The following is a 15,842-nucleotide window of genomic DNA, read 5'->3' as shown; positions in this document are numbered from 1 at the left end:
ATCAGCCAGTGATACGGAAGTCCGGCCCCGTGGGCCGTCTGCGAGAATTGACCCGTGATCTCTCGAATCGATCTGCGCGGCGAGGCCCTCCCCGAGGGTTCCGCCCTGCGCGACCTGCTGCCCCGTGCCGAGTTCGACGTGGAAGCCGCCCTGGAGACGGTGCGGCCCATCTGCGAGGACGTCCGGCATCATGGCGCGGCGGCGGTGATCGAGTACGGGGAGAAATTCGACGGCGTGCGGGTCCCGGCCCTCCGGGTGCCCGCCGAGGCGATCGCCCGCGCCCTCGACGAGCTCGACCCGGCCGTCCGCGCGGCCCTGGAGGAGTCCATCCGGCGCGCCCGCCTGGTCCACCGCGAACAGCGCCGCGCCACCCACACCACCCAGGTCGTGCCCGGCGGCACGGTCACCGAGAAGTGGATCCCGGTCGAGCGCGTCGGCCTGTACGTGCCGGGCGGCCGCGCCGTCTACCCGTCCTCCGTCGTGATGAACGTCGTCCCGGCCCAGGAGGCCGGCGTCGAGGGCCTGGCCGTCGCCTCGCCCCCGCAGAAGGAGTTCGGCGGCCTGCCACACCCGACGATCCTCGCCGCCTGCGCCCTCCTCGGCGTCGACGAGGTCTACGCGGCCGGCGGCGCCCAGGCGATCGCCATGTTCGCCTACGGCACCGAGGCCACCGCGGACGAGCCCGGCTGCGCCCCGGTCAACCTGGTCACCGGCCCCGGCAACATCTACGTCGCCGCGGCCAAGCGCCTCCTCAAGGGCCGCATCGGCATCGACGCCGAGGCCGGCCCGACGGAGATCGCGGTCCTCGCCGACGCCACCGCCGACCCGGCGCACGTCGCCGCCGACCTGATCAGCCAGGCCGAGCACGACCCGATGGCCGCCTCCGTCCTCGTCACCGACTCCGAGGCGCTCGCCGAGGCCGTCGAGGCCGAGCTGGAGACCCAGGTCGCCGCCTCCAAGCACGTCGACGACCGGATCGCCCCGGCCCTGGCCGGCAAGCAGTCCGCGATCGTCCTCGTCACCGACCTGGAGGACGGCCTCAAGGTCGTCGACGCCTACGGCGCCGAACACCTGGAGGTCCAGACGGCCGACGCCGCCGCCCTCGCCGACCGGGTCCGCAACGCCGGCGCGATCTTCGTCGGCCCGTGGTCGCCGGTCTCCCTCGGCGACTACTGCGCCGGCTCCAACCACGTGCTGCCCACCGGCGGCTGCGCCTGCCACTCCTCGGGCCTCTCCGTGCAGTCCTTCCTGCGCGGGGTGCACATCGTGGACTACACCCGCGACGCGCTCGCCGACGTGGCCCACCACGTGGTCACCCTCGCCGAGGCGGAGGACCTCCCGGCCCACGGCGCGGCGATCAAGGCCAGGTTCGGCTGGAAGGTGCCCGAGAACAAGTGAACGCGTACGACAAGATCGGGATCGACGACCTGCCGATCCGCGAGGAGCTGAAGGGCAAGTCGCCCTACGGCGCCCCCCAGCTCGACGTGCCCGTCCAGCTGAACACCAACGAGAACCCCTACCCGCTGCCCGAGGCCCTGGTGGCCCGGATCGCGGAGCGGGTCGCCGAGGCCGCCCGGAACCTCAACCGCTACCCCGACCGGGACGCGGTGGAACTCAGGACCGAGCTGGCCCGCTACCTCACCCGCACCGGTGGCCACCCGGTCGCCGTCGGGAACGTCTGGGCCGCCAACGGCTCCAACGAGGTCCTCCAGCAGCTCCTCCAGACCTTCGGCGGCCCGGGCCGCACCGCGATCGGCTTCGAGCCCTCGTACTCGATGCACTCCCTGATCGCCCGCGGCACCGGCACCGGTTGGATCTCCGGGCCGCGCAACGACGACTTCACCATCGACGTCGAGGCCGCCGAGGCCGCGATCGCCGAGCACCGGCCCGACGTCGTCTTCGTCACCTCGCCCAACAACCCCACCGGCACCGCGGTCGAGGCCGCGGTCGTGGAGCGGCTGTACGAGGCCGCCCAGGCCGCGAAGCCCTCCCTGGTCGTGGTCGACGAGGCGTACGTGGAGTTCAGCCACCGCGCCTCGCTGCTGCCGCTCCTGGAGGGCAGGCCCCACCTGGTGGTCTCCCGGACCATGTCCAAGGCCTTCGGCGCCGCCGGGCTCCGCCTCGGCTACCTCGCCGCCCACCCGGCCGTCGTCGACGCCGTGCAGCTGGTCCGGTTGCCGTACCACCTCTCCGCCGTCACCCAGGCCACCGCGCTCGCCGCCCTGGAGCACACCGACACCCTCCTCGGGTACGTCGAACAGCTCAAGGCCGAGCGCGACCGGCTCGTCGCCGAGCTGCGGGCGGCCGGCTACGAGGTCACCGAGTCCGACGCCAACTTCGTCCAGTTCGGGCGCTTCCCGGACACGCGGGAGGCGTGGCGGAAGATCCTCGACCGGGGCGTCCTGGTCCGGGACAACGGCGTACCCGGCTGGCTGCGGGTCACCGCAGGCACCCCCGAAGAGAACGACGCGTTCCTCGACGCGGTTCGTGAGCTGAAGAAGGAGCAGAACGCATGAGCCGCGTAGGCCGCGTGGAGCGCACCACCAAGGAGACCTCCGTCGTCGTCGAGATAGACCTCGACGGCACCGGGAAGGTCGACGTGTCGACCGGGGTCGGCTTCTACGACCACATGCTCGACCAGCTCGGCCGCCACGGCCTCTTCGACCTCACGGTCAAGACCGACGGCGACCTCCACATCGACTCCCACCACACCATCGAGGACACCGCCCTCGCCCTGGGCGCCGCCTTCAAGCAGGCGCTCGGCGACAAGGTCGGCATCTACCGCTTCGGCAACTGCACGGTCCCCCTGGACGAGTCCCTCGCCCAGGTGACCGTCGACCTCTCCGGCCGCCCCTACCTGGTGCACACCGAGCCGGAGAACATGGCGCCGATGATCGGCTCCTACGACACCACCATGACGCGCCACATCCTGGAGTCCTTCGTGGCCCAGGCGCAGATCGCGCTGCACGTGCACGTGCCGTACGGCCGCAACGCCCACCACATCGTGGAGTGCCAGTTCAAGGCGCTCGCCCGGGCCCTGCGCTACGCCTCCGAGCGTGACCCGCGCGCCGCCGGAATCCTCCCCTCCACGAAGGGCGCGCTGTAACCGTGACCGGCCTCTCCACCATCCTGATCGTCGTCGGGCTCTTCCTGCTCGGCGGCATCTACTCCTTCGTCAAGCAGCAGATGCCCAAGGGCCTCATCGTGCTGCTCTCCCTCGGCGCCGCCCTCTGCCTCGCCGCCGGCGTGCTGCGACTGGACGTGTGGTCATGAGCACGACTCCGCAGAAGAAGGTCGTCGTCTTCGACTACGGCTTCGGCAACGTCCGCTCCGCCGAGCGCGCGCTCGCCCGCGTCGGCGCCGACGTCGAGATCACCCGCGACTACGAGAAGGCGATGAACGCCGACGGGCTCCTCGTCCCCGGCGTCGGCGCCTTCTCCGCCTGCATGCAGGGGCTCAAGGAAGCCCGCGGCGACTGGATCGTCGGCCGCCGCCTCGCCGGCGGCCGCCCCGTCATGGGCATCTGCGTCGGCATGCAGATCCTCTTCGAGCGCGGCATCGAGCACGGCGTCGAGACCGAGGGCCTCGACGAGTGGCCCGGCACCGTCGAGCCGCTGGACGCCCCCGTCGTCCCCCACATGGGCTGGAACACGGTCGACGCGCCCGAGGACACCGAGCTCTTCGCCGGCCTCGACGCCGACGCCCGCTTCTACTTCGTGCACTCCTACGCGGTGCGCGAGTGGAGCCTGGAGGTCGGCAACCCGAACATCCGCGCCCCCAAGGTCACCTGGGCCACCCACGGCGAGCCCTTCGTCGCCGCCGTGGAGAACGGCGCCCTGTGGGCCACCCAGTTCCACCCCGAGAAGTCCGGCGACGCCGGAGCCCAGCTCCTCACCAACTGGATCGGAACCCTGTGAGCACTCTCGAACTCCTCCCCGCCGTCGACGTCCGTGACGGCCAGGCCGTCCGGCTCGTCCACGGCGAGTCCGGCAGCGAGACCTCCTACGGCTCCCCGCTGGAGGCCGCCCTGGCCTGGCAGCGCTCCGGAGCCGAGTGGCTCCACCTCGTCGACCTGGACGCCGCCTTCGGCACCGGCGACAACCGCGAGCTGGTCCGGCAGATCACCGAGGCCATGGACATCAAGGTCGAGCTCTCCGGCGGCATCCGCGACGACGCCTCGCTCGCCGCAGCCCTCGCGACCGGCTGCACCCGCGTCAACCTCGGCACCGCCGCCCTGGAGACCCCCGAGTGGGTCGCCAAGGTCATCGCCGAGCACGGCGACAAGATCGCCGTCGGCCTCGACGTCCGCGGCACCACCCTCAAGGGCCGCGGCTGGACCAGCGAGGGCGGCGACCTCTACGAGACCCTCGCCCGCCTCGACTCCGAGGGCTGCGCCCGGTACGTCGTCACCGACATCGGCCGCGACGGCACCCTCACCGGCCCCAACACCGAGCTGCTGAAGAACGTCTGCGCGGCCACCGACAAGCCGGTCGTCGCCTCCGGCGGCGTCTCCTCCCTGGACGACCTGCGGGCCCTCGCCGGCCTCACCCACCTGGGCGTCGAGGGCGCGATCGTCGGCAAGGCGCTCTACGCCAAGGCGTTCACCCTGGAGGAGGCCCTCCAGGCGGTGGCCGCCGCATGACCGGATCCCCGCGCAAGGTCGTCACCGGCGCCCCCTGGGAGGAGCAGTTCGGCTACTCCCGCGCGGTCGAGCTGCCCAACGGCACCGTCCTGGTCTCCGGCTGCACCTCGGTCGTGGACGGCCAGATCGCCGACGGCGGCCCGTACGAGCAGGCCGTCAACTCCTTCGACGTCGCCTTCGCGGCGCTGAAGCAGCTGGGCCTCGGCGCCGAGGACGTCGTCCGCACCCGCATGTACCTCACCCACGCACGGGACGTGGACGAGGTGGGCCGCGCCCACAAGGAGCTGTTCGACGCGGTCCGCCCGGCCGCCTCGATGATCATCGTCTCGGGCTTCGTCGACCCCCGCCTGGTGGTCGAGGTCGAGGTCGAGGCCTACAGGAGTGAAACGGCATGAGCCTCGCCGTACGCGTGATCCCCTGCCTGGACGTGGACAACGGCCGGGTCGTCAAGGGCGTCAACTTCCAGAACCTGCGGGACGCCGGCGACCCCGTCGAGATGGCCAAGCTGTACGACGCCGAGGGCGCCGACGAGCTGACCTTCCTCGACATCACCGCCTCCTCCGGCAACCGCGAGACCACCTACGACGTGGTGCGCCGCACCGCCGAGCAGGTCTTCATCCCGCTCACCGTCGGCGGCGGCGTCCGCTCGGCGGAGGACGTCGACAAGCTGCTGCGGGCCGGCGCGGACAAGGTGGGCGTCAACACCGCCGCCATCGCCCGCCCCGAGCTGATCCAGGAGATCGCCGAGCGCTTCGGCCGCCAGGTCCTCGTCCTCTCGGTCGACGCCCGCCGGACGCCCTCCGGTTCCTTCGAGGTGACGACGCACGGCGGCCGCCAGGGCACCGGCATCGACGCCGTCGAGTGGGCCCACCGCGCCGCCGAACTCGGCGCGGGCGAGATCCTGCTCAACTCGATGGACGCGGACGGCACCAAGGACGGCTACGACACCGAGATGATCGCGGCCGTCCGCAAGCACGTCACGATCCCGGTCATCGCCTCGGGCGGCGCCGGCAAGCTCGCCGACTTCGCCCCGGCCGTCGCCGCCGGCGCGGACGCGGTGCTCGCCGCCTCCGTCTTCCACTTCGGCGACCTGCGCATCGGCGAGGTCAAGGGAGCCCTGCGGGAGGCGGGACACGAGGTCCGCTGAAACCCGGAGCCCGTCGGGTGCGGCTCGATCCCCTGATACCGGGTCGTACATCGAGCCGCACCCCTCGGGAGGCTGGGATGGCCAGGACGGTGATCGACGTGGACGACCGCCGCGCCGAACTCCCGAAGGCCTAGGGCCTGTCGTCAAACTCTCGCCTGCCCCACGACGCCATGCACGCGCTCTCGCCGCACCGGGCACAAGGCCGAGTACGTCCCGTACGAGGCCTCGCGCCCGGCACGCCGAGAGCACGCACCTGACGCCGCGGGGCCGCCCTCCGGGCGACGGCGGGAGTTTGACGACAGGCCCTAGAGACCCAGCTGCTTCGTCGCGTTCAGCAGCTCGATCGCGTCCGGCTCGCCCTCCAGGCCGACCTTCGCGACGTCGGTGCGTCCGTACAGGTACATCGTCAGCTCGGCCGGTTCCCCGGAGACCGTCACGACCGGAGTGCCGCGGTGGGCGACGACCGTCTGGCCGTTCGGGCGGCGCAGGACCAGGCCCACCGGGGCCTTGCGGCCGAGGAGGCGGGCGGTCTTCTCCAGGCGGGACCAGAGGGCGTCCGAGAAGACGGGGTCCAGTTCGCGGGCCGACCAGCCCGCCTGGGCCCGCCGGACGTCCTCCGCGTGGACGTAGAACTCCACGACGTTCGCGCCCTCGTCCACCTGCTTGATCGTGAACGGGGAGAAGCGCGGCGGCCCCGTGCGGATGAGCCCGATCAGCTCCTCGTACGGCTTCGCGGCGAACTCCTCCTGCACCCGCTCCAGCCGGTCCTTCAGCACCGGTACGACCGTCCCGGCCGCCGCGTCCGGGCGCCGCTCCCGCACCACCACGTGCGCCGCGAGGTCCCGGGTCCGCCAGCCCTCGCACAGCGTCGGGGCGTCGGGACCGGCCGCCTCCAACAGATCAGCGAGCAGAAGCCGTTCACGTTTGGCATGGGTCGACATGTCCGCCAGCGTACGATCTCGCCGCGCCGTCCGCCCAGTGGACGCCCGCCCGGACGGGCCGCCGCGCCACGGCACAATGGCGGCATGAGCAGCACGCCCCGGACCCCCAGCGCCCTCGACCCGGCCATCGCCGCCCGCCTCAAGCGCGGCGCCGACGGCCTGGTCCCCGCCATCGCCCAGCAGTACGACACCGGCGAGGTGCTCATGCTGGGCTGGATGGACGACGAGGCCCTGCACCGCACCCTCACCACCGGCCGCTGCACCTACTGGTCCCGCAGCCGGAACGAGTACTGGGTCAAGGGCGACACCTCCGGGCACGTCCAGCACGTCAAGTCGGTCGCGCTCGACTGCGACGCCGACACGATCCTCGTCCGGGTCGACCAGACCGGCGCCGCCTGCCACACCGGCGCCCGCACCTGCTTCGACGCCGACGTGCTGCTGCCCGCCGCAGGGCTCCCCGCATCCGAGTAGGGTCTGGCGCCATGGATCTCGAGACCTTCCGCAAGCTGGCGGCCGACCGCCGCGTCATCCCCGTCAGCCGCAGGCTCCTCGCGGACGGCGACACCCCGGTCGGGCTCTACCGCAAGCTCGCCGCCGAACGCCCCGGCACCTTCCTCCTCGAATCCGCGGAGAACGGCCGCACCTGGTCCCGCTACTCCTTCATCGGCGTCCGCAGCGACGCCACGCTGACGGTGAAGGACGGCGAGGCCCACTGGCTCGGCACCCCGCCCGTCGGCGTCCCCGTCGACGGCGACCCGCTCGCCGCGCTGCGCGCCACCGTCGAGACCCTCCACACCCCGCGCGACCTGGCCGGCGACCTGCCGCCCTTCACCGGCGGCATGGTCGGCTACCTCGGCTACGACGTCGTCCGCCGCCTGGAGCGCATCGGCGACTCCACCCGCGACGACCTGGAGCTCCCCGAGCTCACCATGCTGCTCACCAGCGACCTCGCCGTCCTCGACCACGGGGACGGCTCGGTCCTGCTGATCGCCAACGCGATCAACCACAACGACCTGGAGACCGGCGTCGACGAGGCGTACGCCCACGCCGTCGCCCGCCTCGACGCGATGGAGGCCGACCTGGCCCGCCCCGTCGCCACCACCCCCACCGCCCTCCCGCCCTCCGAGCTCCCCGAGTACTCCGCGCTCTGGGGCGGCCCGGCCTACCAGGACGCCGTCGAGGACATCAAGGAGCGGATCCGGGCGGGCGAGGCCTTCCAGGTGGTCCCCTCGCAGCGCTTCGAGACCCCCTGTACCGCCTCCGCGCTCGACGTCTACCGGGTCCTGCGGGCCACCAACCCGTCCCCGTACATGTACCTCTTCCGGTTCGAGAACGGCTTCGACGTCGTCGGCTCCAGCCCCGAGGCCCTCGTCAAGGTCGAGGACGGGCGGGCGATGCTCCACCCCATCGCCGGCACCCGGCACCGCGGTGCCACCCCGCAGGAGGACAACGACCTCGCCGAGGAACTGCTCGCCGACCCCAAGGAGCGCGCCGAGCACCTCATGCTGGTCGACCTGGGCCGCAACGACCTGGGCCGGGTCTGCGCCCCCGGCTCCGTCGAGGTCGTCGATTTCATGTCGATCGAGCGGTACTCCCACGTCATGCACATCGTCTCCACCGTCACCGGCCGCGTCGCCGAGGGGAAGACCGCCTTCGACGTCCTCACCGCCTGCTTCCCCGCCGGCACCCTCTCCGGCGCGCCCAAGCCCCGCGCGATGCAGATCATCGAGGAGCTCGAGCCCTCCCGGCGCGGCCTGTACGGCGGGTGTGTCGGGTATCTCGACTTCGCCGGCGACTCCGACACCGCCATCGCCATCCGCACCGCGCTGCTCCGCGACGGCACGGCGTACGTGCAGGCGGGGGCGGGGGTCGTCGCCGACTCCGACCCGGCCGCCGAGGACGCCGAGTGCCGCAACAAGGCCGCCGCCGTGCTCCGCGCCGTGCACACCGCCAACCGGATGAACGGTTCGGCGAGGCCGTAGGGGATAGTGGGGTACGTGAGTGCCGTACCCGTACCCCAGCCCCGAGCCGCCCGCGCGGCCGTCACCTCCGGCGGTCGGCGGAGCCTCGCCCTCGCCCTTCTCCTCGGTGCCCTCGGGGCCACCGTCGTACTGCTCTCCGCCGGCCAGATCTGGGCCCAGGGCACCGCGTCGGTCGCCGGGGGCACCGTCCCCGTCGAAGCCGACGGCGGCACCGTCACCGGCGTCCCGACCGCCCTCGCGATCGTCGGGCTCGCCGCCCTCGTCGCCGTCTTCGCCGTCCGCCGCGCCGGCCGCACCCTCGTCGCCGGGCTGCTCGCGCTCAGCGGCGCCGGCGCCGCCGTCGCCGCCTTCCTCGGCGCCTCCGACAGCGCCGCCCTCGACGCGGAGGCCGCCCGGATCAGTGGCGACACCGCCGCGGCCGTCGCCGGCCTCACCCATACGGCCTGGCCGTACGTCGCCGCCGCCGGGGCCCTCCTCATCCTCCTCGCCGGCCTCTTCGCCCTCCGTTACGGCAAGACCTGGCCCGCGATGGGCGGCCGCTACGAGCGCTCCGGCGCCCCCCGGCCGGCCCGCCGGACCGCCGCCGGCGACCCCGACCGCCCCGAGGACCTGTGGAAGGCGCTCGACCGCGGCGAGGACCCGACGCGCGACGCGTGATCGTCCGGGACCCCCCCGAGTCACCTCGGCGGGGTCATGTGCGGAAGAATGACGCCCGTCATCACCGACAGCCGTCACCACCGAGCAACATCTACGAGGAGCAACTCATGGCGGGCAGCGCCCACGGACACACCCCGGCCGCCTGGACCGGTGTCATCATCTCCTTCATCGGCTTCTGCATCGCCGGAGTCTTCATGGTGGCGGCGAACATCCCCGGCTTCTGGGCCGGCATCGGCGTCATCGTCCTCGGCGGTGTCGTCGGCGGCGCGATGAAGATCGCCGGCCTCGGCATGCCCAAGGAGTCCGAGGCCGTCGCCACGGCCCGCGAGTCCGCGACCGCCGCGATCAGGTCCCGCGCCTGACCCCCGGCCCGGTCCCCGGGCCCGCCGCGTGACACGCGCGGGCCCCGAACCACGCGAACGGCGCAGTCCGGCACGGCCGGGCCGCGCCGTCGTGCGTCCCCGGGCCGCCCGGGCGACAATCACGGCGTGACCGCCGAGCCCACCCCCCAGACCGCCCCCCGGCCCCACGAGGCCGAGGAGTTCCGGCGCAGGCCGCTCGGCCGGCGGCTGCTCGCCCCGCTCGCCACCCTCGCCGGCGTCGGCGCCGCCTTCACGTACGTCGGCCTCGTCGACCCCAACGAACCCGGCCACTACCCGGTCTGCCCGCTGCTCCGCTTCACCGGCCTGTACTGCCCCGGCTGCGGCGGCCTGCGCAGCGCCCACGCCGTCGCCCACGGCGACCTCGCGACCGCGCTCGGTGCCAACGCCGTCGCCGTCGCCGGCTACGCCGTCTGCGCGGTCCTCATGGCGGTCTGGCTGGTTCACGCCGTCCGCGGCAGGCCGACCCGGTTCGCCCCGAAACCGGCCTGGTGGTGGGTGGCCGGGGCGCTGACCGCCCTTTTCACGGTGGTCCGGAACCTCCCCGGCGGCTCCGCGCTGGTCCCCTGAAGTCCCAGCCCGTGGGACGCCGCGCCGCTCGATGCGGATCGGAGGCTCCGCTGCGGATACCATCGACATGGCTGAACCGTGTTCATTCAGGTTCCGTGGAACCGTCACCGTCCCGGAAGGGGGCCTCTCGCGTGAGTGTGCTCGACGAGATCATCGAAGGCGTGCGCGCCGACCTCGCAGAGCGGCAGGCGCGGGTCTCCCTCGACGAGCTCAAGGAGCGGGCCGCCAAGGCCCCGCAGGCCAAGGACGGGGTCGCCGCGCTGCGCGGCGACGGCGTCACGGTGATCTGCGAGGTCAAGCGCTCCAGCCCGTCCAAGGGAGCCCTCGCGGCCATCGCCGACCCGGCGGGGCTCGCCGCCGACTACGAGGTGGGCGGCGCCGCCGTCATCTCCGTCCTCACCGAGCAGCGCCGCTTCGGCGGCTCGCTCGCCGACCTGGAGGCCGTGCGCGCCCGGGTGGACATCCCGGTCCTGCGCAAGGACTTCATCGTCACCGCCTACCAGCTCTGGGAGGCCCGGGCGTACGGAGCGGATCTCGCGCTCCTCATCGTCGCCGCCCTGGAGCAGGAGGCCCTCGTCTCCCTCATCGAGCGCGCCGAGTCCATCGGGCTCACCCCGCTCGTCGAGGTCCACGACGAGGAGGAGGTCGAGCGCGCGGTCGACGCCGGCGCCCGGATCATCGGCGTCAACGCCCGCGACCTCAAGACCCTGAAGGTGGACCGCTCCACCTTCGAGCGCGTCGCCCCGGAGATCCCGGCCGGCATCGTCAAGGTCGCCGAGTCCGGCGTGCGCGGCCCGCACGACCTCATCGCCTACGCCAACGCCGGCGCCGACGCGGTGCTGGTCGGCGAGTCGCTGGTCACCGGCCGCGACCCGAAGACCGCCGTCGCCGACCTGGTCGCAGCCGGCACGCATCCCGCCCTGCGGCACGGGCGGAGCTGAGCCGACCCGTGACCCCGCGCCGCGCCGTGCCGACCGCCCCGGGCTCCGCAGCCCGCGGGCCCGTCGGCGTGCGCGCGGTCGCCGTGGCGGCCCACGCGCGGCTCGCCCGGGGCTGTCGGCCCCGCGGCTGCCGGGCGCCCGCCCGCCGGGTCCACGGCCGCCGGGTCCGCCACTGCATCGGCTCCGAACCGGGCACGATCCCGGGCATGCGATGGCGCGCCCGCGAGACGCGCGCGCTCCTCTGACGGACCTCTTCCGGGGGCACCCCTCGCGGGTGTCTCCGCACCGGTGCCCGAAACCGCACCCGTACGGAGCCGTACCTCGGGTGCGGGTCCAGGCCCGGAAGGCCTCGGCCCGGCAGGGGGCGCACCGCGCGCGTACGAAGCGAGTCACGTCCTTTCACGACCGCATCGCCCCGCGAGGAGCAGCACCAGCATGACCAGCGAGTTCTTCATCCCGGACCCGGAGGGTCAGGTCCCGTCGCCCGAGGGCTACTTCGGCGCCTTCGGCGGCAAGTTCATCCCCGAGGCCCTCGTCGCCGCCGTCGACGAGGTCGCCGTCGAGTACGAGAAGGCCAAGAACGACCCCGAGTTCGCCCGCGAGCTCGGCGACCTCATGGCCCACTACACCGGCCGCCCCAGCGCCCTCACCGAGGTGCCCCGGTTCGCCGAGCACGCCGGCGGCGCCCGGATCTTCCTCAAGCGCGAGGACCTCAACCACACCGGCTCGCACAAGATCAACAACGTGCTCGGTCAGGCCCTGCTGACCAAGCGCATGGGCAAGACCCGGGTCATCGCGGAGACCGGCGCCGGCCAGCACGGCGTCGCCACCGCCACCGCCTGCGCCCTCTTCGGCCTCGACTGCACCATCTACATGGGCGAGGTCGACACCCGACGTCAGGCCCTCAACGTGGCCCGGATGCGGATGCTCGGCGCCGAGGTCGTCGCCGTGAAGTCCGGCAGCCGCACCCTCAAGGACGCCATCAACGAGGCGTTCCGCGACTGGGTCGCCAACGTCGACCGCACGCACTACCTCTTCGGCACCGTCGCGGGACCGCACCCCTTCCCCGCGATGGTCCGCGACTTCCACCGGGTCATCGGCGTCGAGGCCCGCCGCCAGCTCCTGGAGCGGGCCGGCCGCCTCCCCGACGCGGCGATCGCCTGCGTCGGCGGCGGCTCCAACGCCATCGGCCTCTTCCACGCCTTCCTGCCCGACACCGGCGTCCGGCTCATCGGCTGCGAGCCGGCCGGCCACGGCGTCGAGACCGGCGAGCACGCGGCCACCCTCACCGCCGGCGAGCCCGGCATCCTGCACGGCTCCCGGTCGTACGTCCTCCAGGACGACGAGGGCCAGATCACCGAGCCGTACTCCATCTCCGCGGGCCTCGACTACCCCGGCATCGGCCCGGAGCACTCGTACCTCAAGGACAGCGGCCGCGGCGAGTACCGGGCCGTCACCGACGACGCCGCCATGCAGGCGCTGCGACTCCTCTCCCGTACCGAGGGCATCATCCCGGCCATCGAGTCGGCGCACGCGCTCGCCGGGGCCCTGGAGGTCGGCAGGGAGCTCGGCGAGGACGCGCTCCTCGTCGTGAACCTCTCCGGCCGCGGCGACAAGGACATGGACACGGCCGCCCGCTACTTCGGCCTGTACGAGACGGACGCCGAGGTGGCCGCCGACCGGGCCGGCACCGCCGAGATCGAGGGGGACGCCAAGTGACCGGGAACATCCAGCTGCTCGGCGACACCCTGGAGCGCGCGAAGGCCGAGGACCGGGCCGCGCTCATCGCCTACCTCCCGGCCGGGTTCCCGACCGTGGACGGCGGCATCAAGGCCGTCAAGGCCGCCTTCGACGGCGGCGCCGACATCGTCGAGGTCGGCCTCCCGCACAGCGACCCGGTCCTGGACGGCCCCGTCATCCAGACCGCCGACGACATCGCCCTGCGCGGCGGCGTGCGGATCGCCGACGTCATGCGGACGGTGAAGGAGGCCCACGAGGCCACCGGCAAGCCGGTCCTCGTCATGACGTACTGGAACCCGATCGACCGGTACGGCGTCGAGCGCTTCGTCCGGGAGCTCGCCGAGGCGGGCGGCGCCGGCTGCATCCTGCCCGACCTGCCGGTCCAGGAGTCCGCCCTGTGGCGGGAGCACGCCGACGCACACGGTCTGGCCACCGTCTTCGTCGTCGCCCCCAGCAGCAAGGACGAGCGGCTCGCCACCATCACCGCGGCCGGCTCCGGCTTCGTCTACGCCGCCTCCCTCATGGGCGTCACCGGCACCCGCGAGTCGGTCGGCGAGCAGGCGGCCGACCTGGTCCGCCGCACCCGGGTCACCTCCAGGATCCCGGTCTGCGTCGGCCTCGGCGTCTCCAACGCCGTCCAGGCCCGCGAGGTCGCCGCCTTCGCCGACGGCGTCATCGTCGGCTCGGCCTTCGTCCAGCGGATCCTGGACGCCGACGGCGACGAGGCCGCCGGACTCGCCGCCGTGAAGGAACTGGCGGCCGAACTGGCGGACGGCGTGCGCCGCGACTGATCGCCCGACGTAGTCCGTTCGGGTGGAACTGGGACCGGGGAGGCGCGGACGCGCCTCCCCGGTTCGTTGCTGAGGGCGTGAGCGAGAACAACCGTGACGGTAGTAACAAGAGCGCGCGGGAGCGCCTCCAGCAGCAGCGCGAGCGCGAGAAGGCCCGCGAGAAGCAGCGGCGGGTCCTGATCGTGACGGCGGGGGTGGTCGGCGTCCTCGGCCTCGCCGCCGTCGTCGGCGTGATCGCCGCCAGCGCCGACAAGGACTCCGGGTCCGACAAGGCCGGGCCCGTCGTCGCACCCACCGGCTCCCTGGAGGGCGACAAGCCGGCCATCCCCACCGGCAGGGCGGACGCCCCGTCCACCCTCCAGATCTGGGAGGACTTCCGCTGCCCGGCCTGCGCCCAGTTCGAGAACGTGATGCGGGACTCCATCCACGAACTGGAGGCCGCCGGGGCGCTCAAGACCGAGTACCACCTCGCCACCCTCATCGACGGCAACATGGGCGGCAGCGGCTCGCTGCGCGCGGCGAACGCGGCGGCCTGCGCCCAGGACGCGGGCAAGTTCACCCCGTACCACGACACGCTCTACACCAACCAGCCGCAGGAGACCGACGACGCCTTCGGCAAGAACGACAAGCTGATCGAGCTGGCCGCCAAGGTCCCCGGCCTCGACACGCCCTCGTTCCGCTCCTGCGTCCAGGACGGCACGCACGACAGCTGGGTGGAGAAGTCCGACGAGGCCTTCCAGAACGGCGGCTTCCGCGGCACACCGACCGTGCTGCTCAACGGGGAGTCCATCTTCCCGACCAAGGGCGGCGAGCAGATGTCGCCGGAGAACCTGAAGAAGTGGGTCGCCGAGGCCAACCGGGGCAAGAAGCCGGGCACGGCCTCCCCCTCGGCCGGGTAGTGCCGGCGGGTTAGTTACCCAGACGTTGCCGGGCGGGCTGCCGGTCCGCCCGCCCGGCAGGGTAGCGTCGGACCTGCCATGGACCTTGCCTACATTCCCAGCCCGTCGACCGGTGTCCTCCACCTCGGACCGGTCCCGCTGCGCGGCTATGCCTTCTGCATCATCCTCGGTGTCTTCGTCGCCGTCTGGCTCGGCAACAAGCGCTGGATCGCCCGGGGCGGCACCGCCGGCACCGTCGCCGACATCGCCGTCTGGGCGGTGCCGTTCGGCCTCGTCGGCGGACGCCTGTACCACGTGATCACCGACTACCAGCTGTACTTCAGCGAGGGTGAGAACTGGGTCGACGCCTTCAAGATCTGGGAGGGCGGCCTCGGCATCTGGGGCGCCATCGCCTTCGGCGCCGTCGGCGCCTGGATCGGCTGCCGCCGCCGGGGCATCCCGCTCCCGGCGTACGCGGACGCCATCGCGCCCGGCATCGCCCTCGCGCAGGCCGTCGGCCGCTGGGGCAACTGGTTCAACCAGGAGCTGTACGGCAAGCCCACCGACTTGCCGTGGGCCCTGAAGATCACCGAGAGCGCCAACCGCGAGGCCGGGCTCTACCACCCGACCTTCCTCTACGAGTCCCTCTGGTGCGTCGGCGTCGCCCTCCTCGTCATCTGGGCCGACCGCCGCTTCACGCTCGGCCACGGCCGCGCCTTCGCCCTGTACGTGGCCGCCTACTGCGCCGGCCGCGGCTGGATCGAGTACATGCGGGTCGACGAGGCCCACCACATCCTGGGCCTGCGGCTCAACGTGTGGACCGCGATCGTCGTCTTCCTCCTCGCCGTCGTCTACATGGTCCTCTCGGCGCGGAAGCGCCCGGGCCGCGAGGAGATCGTCGAGCCGCGCTCCCGCAAGCCGGTGACGGCCGAGGAGACGGAAGAGACCGAGAAGGCCGGGCGGTCCGAGCAGGCGGTGAAGACGGAGAAGACCGAGAAGACGGACGGGGCCGGGGACGCCGACGCCGCTCCCGAGGGCTCCGACGGCGCCGGTGCCGCCGACGACGTGGAGAACGGCGCCGGGAACGGCGCCGGGTCGGCCGCCAAGGGCTGAGCTCCCTCACGGGGCTGACACCCCTTCCGAACGCCGCGAGGGCCGCCGGGACCGAACAGG

The 15,842-nt window shown here is 73.0% G+C and carries 20 protein-coding genes; 19 read left to right on the top strand and 1 reads right to left on the bottom strand.

The features are described 5' to 3' along the window. Positions 1-54 precede the first annotated feature (54 nt). From hisD to hisF, 8 genes are read left to right on the top strand one after another with little or no spacing between them, the layout of a single operon-like run. On the top strand, positions 55-1,398 hold the full coding sequence (gene hisD, locus ACFZCF_RS01155; protein WP_391283796.1) for a histidinol dehydrogenase: 1,344 nt from the start codon (positions 55-57) through the stop codon (positions 1,396-1,398). Further along, positions 1,395-2,516 carry a histidinol-phosphate transaminase gene (locus tag ACFZCF_RS01150; RefSeq protein WP_391283795.1) on the top strand — a complete coding sequence of 374 codons (1,122 nt, stop codon included), beginning with the start codon at positions 1,395-1,397 and terminating at the stop codon, positions 2,514-2,516. The genes hisD and ACFZCF_RS01150 overlap by 4 nt, the downstream gene beginning before the upstream one ends. After that, positions 2,513-3,106, top strand: coding sequence for an imidazoleglycerol-phosphate dehydratase HisB (gene hisB / locus ACFZCF_RS01145; protein ID WP_030492957.1), 594 nt, complete (start codon positions 2,513-2,515; stop codon positions 3,104-3,106). Before ACFZCF_RS01150 ends, hisB begins: the two co-directional genes overlap by 4 nt. A gap of 2 nt (positions 3,107-3,108) precedes the next feature. Continuing rightward, on the top strand, positions 3,109-3,273 hold the full coding sequence (locus ACFZCF_RS01140; protein ID WP_388439598.1) for a hypothetical protein: 165 nt from the start codon (positions 3,109-3,111) through the stop codon (positions 3,271-3,273). Then, positions 3,270-3,917 carry an imidazole glycerol phosphate synthase subunit HisH gene (gene hisH, locus ACFZCF_RS01135; RefSeq protein WP_388439595.1) on the top strand — a complete coding sequence of 216 codons (648 nt, stop codon included), beginning with the start codon at positions 3,270-3,272 and terminating at the stop codon, positions 3,915-3,917. Before ACFZCF_RS01140 ends, hisH begins: the two co-directional genes overlap by 4 nt. Then, positions 3,914-4,642, top strand: a complete 729-nt coding sequence (priA, locus tag ACFZCF_RS01130; RefSeq protein ID WP_388439592.1) for a bifunctional 1-(5-phosphoribosyl)-5-((5-phosphoribosylamino)methylideneamino)imidazole-4-carboxamide isomerase/phosphoribosylanthranilate isomerase PriA — start codon at positions 3,914-3,916, stop codon at positions 4,640-4,642. Before hisH ends, priA begins: the two co-directional genes overlap by 4 nt. Then, positions 4,639-5,037 carry a Rid family hydrolase gene (locus ACFZCF_RS01125; protein WP_391283791.1) on the top strand — a complete coding sequence of 133 codons (399 nt, stop codon included), beginning with the start codon at positions 4,639-4,641 and terminating at the stop codon, positions 5,035-5,037. Before priA ends, ACFZCF_RS01125 begins: the two co-directional genes overlap by 4 nt. Further along, entirely contained in the window at positions 5,034-5,789 is a 756-nt protein-coding gene (hisF, locus tag ACFZCF_RS01120; RefSeq protein WP_388439586.1) for an imidazole glycerol phosphate synthase subunit HisF, read from the top strand. Before ACFZCF_RS01125 ends, hisF begins: the two co-directional genes overlap by 4 nt. 305 nt (positions 5,790-6,094) lie before the next feature. On the opposite strand, the gene ACFZCF_RS01115 is transcribed toward hisF, so the two are convergent. Continuing rightward, complete coding sequence (locus tag ACFZCF_RS01115; protein WP_388439575.1) at positions 6,095-6,730, bottom strand: TIGR03085 family metal-binding protein; 636 nt, start codon at positions 6,728-6,730, stop codon at positions 6,095-6,097. Between the two features lie 84 nt (positions 6,731-6,814). Between ACFZCF_RS01115 and hisI the strand changes: the two genes are divergently transcribed. The 11 genes from hisI (at position 6,815) to lgt (ending at position 15,782) form a co-directional block, all read left to right on the top strand. After that, positions 6,815-7,201, top strand: a complete 387-nt coding sequence (hisI, locus tag ACFZCF_RS01110) for a phosphoribosyl-AMP cyclohydrolase (RefSeq protein ID WP_388439572.1) — start codon at positions 6,815-6,817, stop codon at positions 7,199-7,201. 11 nt (positions 7,202-7,212) lie between these two features. Then, the gene (locus tag ACFZCF_RS01105; protein ID WP_388439569.1) at positions 7,213-8,712 is read left to right on the top strand and encodes an anthranilate synthase component I; all 1,500 of its coding nucleotides are present in this window, start codon (positions 7,213-7,215) and stop codon (positions 8,710-8,712) included. A gap of 6 nt (positions 8,713-8,718) precedes the next feature. Further along, on the top strand, positions 8,719-9,369 hold the full coding sequence (locus tag ACFZCF_RS01100; RefSeq protein ID WP_388439566.1) for a TIGR02234 family membrane protein: 651 nt from the start codon (positions 8,719-8,721) through the stop codon (positions 9,367-9,369). A gap of 107 nt (positions 9,370-9,476) precedes the next feature. Beyond that, the gene (locus ACFZCF_RS01095) at positions 9,477-9,731 is read left to right on the top strand and encodes an HGxxPAAW family protein (RefSeq protein ID WP_391283788.1); all 255 of its coding nucleotides are present in this window, start codon (positions 9,477-9,479) and stop codon (positions 9,729-9,731) included. Positions 9,732-9,857: 126 nt separating this feature from the next. Next, positions 9,858-10,319: a DUF2752 domain-containing protein gene (locus ACFZCF_RS01090; protein WP_391283786.1), complete on the top strand. Its 462-nt coding sequence runs from the start codon at positions 9,858-9,860 to the stop codon at positions 10,317-10,319. Positions 10,320-10,450: 131 nt separating this feature from the next. Further along, positions 10,451-11,260 (top strand): indole-3-glycerol phosphate synthase TrpC, encoded by an 810-nt coding sequence (gene trpC / locus ACFZCF_RS01085; RefSeq protein WP_391283784.1) that lies wholly within the window; start codon positions 10,451-10,453, stop codon positions 11,258-11,260. A gap of 68 nt (positions 11,261-11,328) precedes the next feature. Continuing rightward, a complete protein-coding gene (trpM, locus tag ACFZCF_RS01080; protein ID WP_391284754.1) occupies positions 11,329-11,505 on the top strand; it encodes a tryptophan biosynthesis modulator TrpM in 177 nt (58 codons plus the stop codon). A 190-nt stretch (positions 11,506-11,695) separates the two neighbouring features. After that, complete coding sequence (gene trpB, locus ACFZCF_RS01075; RefSeq protein ID WP_388439553.1) at positions 11,696-12,979, top strand: tryptophan synthase subunit beta; 1,284 nt, start codon at positions 11,696-11,698, stop codon at positions 12,977-12,979. Continuing rightward, a complete protein-coding gene (gene trpA, locus ACFZCF_RS01070) occupies positions 12,976-13,791 on the top strand; it encodes a tryptophan synthase subunit alpha (protein ID WP_391283782.1) in 816 nt (271 codons plus the stop codon). Before trpB ends, trpA begins: the two co-directional genes overlap by 4 nt. A gap of 77 nt (positions 13,792-13,868) precedes the next feature. Next, positions 13,869-14,690: a DsbA family protein gene (locus ACFZCF_RS01065; RefSeq protein WP_388439547.1), complete on the top strand. Its 822-nt coding sequence runs from the start codon at positions 13,869-13,871 to the stop codon at positions 14,688-14,690. 78 nt (positions 14,691-14,768) lie between these two features. Further along, on the top strand, positions 14,769-15,782 hold the full coding sequence (gene lgt / locus ACFZCF_RS01060) for a prolipoprotein diacylglyceryl transferase (protein WP_388439544.1): 1,014 nt from the start codon (positions 14,769-14,771) through the stop codon (positions 15,780-15,782). The last annotated feature ends 60 nt before the right edge of the window (positions 15,783-15,842 follow it).

The organism is Streptomyces sp. NPDC007945 (genome assembly GCF_042958885.1).
GTDB lineage: Bacteria > Actinomycetota > Actinomycetes > Streptomycetales > Streptomycetaceae > Streptomyces.
This window is presented reverse-complemented; position numbering and strand designations above follow the sequence as displayed.

What these genes read in the sequence shown, in the direction of transcription:
- hisB (WP_030492957.1), top strand. Translation starts at nt 2,513, where the DNA reads ATGAGCCGCGTAGGCCGCGTGGAGCGCACCACCAAGGAGACCTCCGTC.
- hisH (WP_388439595.1), top strand. Translation starts at nt 3,270, where the DNA reads ATGAGCACGACTCCGCAGAAGAAGGTCGTCGTCTTCGACTACGGCTTC.
- ACFZCF_RS01125 (WP_391283791.1), top strand. Translation starts at nt 4,639, where the DNA reads ATGACCGGATCCCCGCGCAAGGTCGTCACCGGCGCCCCCTGGGAGGAG.
- hisF (WP_388439586.1), top strand. Translation starts at nt 5,034, where the DNA reads ATGAGCCTCGCCGTACGCGTGATCCCCTGCCTGGACGTGGACAACGGC.
- ACFZCF_RS01115 (WP_388439575.1), bottom strand. Translation starts at nt 6,730, where the DNA reads ATGTCGACCCATGCCAAACGTGAACGGCTTCTGCTCGCTGATCTGTTG.
- hisI (WP_388439572.1), top strand. Translation starts at nt 6,815, where the DNA reads ATGAGCAGCACGCCCCGGACCCCCAGCGCCCTCGACCCGGCCATCGCC.
- ACFZCF_RS01105 (WP_388439569.1), top strand. Translation starts at nt 7,213, where the DNA reads ATGGATCTCGAGACCTTCCGCAAGCTGGCGGCCGACCGCCGCGTCATC.
- ACFZCF_RS01095 (WP_391283788.1), top strand. Translation starts at nt 9,477, where the DNA reads ATGGCGGGCAGCGCCCACGGACACACCCCGGCCGCCTGGACCGGTGTC.
- trpB (WP_388439553.1), top strand. Translation starts at nt 11,696, where the DNA reads ATGACCAGCGAGTTCTTCATCCCGGACCCGGAGGGTCAGGTCCCGTCG.
- lgt (WP_388439544.1), top strand. Translation starts at nt 14,769, where the DNA reads ATGGACCTTGCCTACATTCCCAGCCCGTCGACCGGTGTCCTCCACCTC.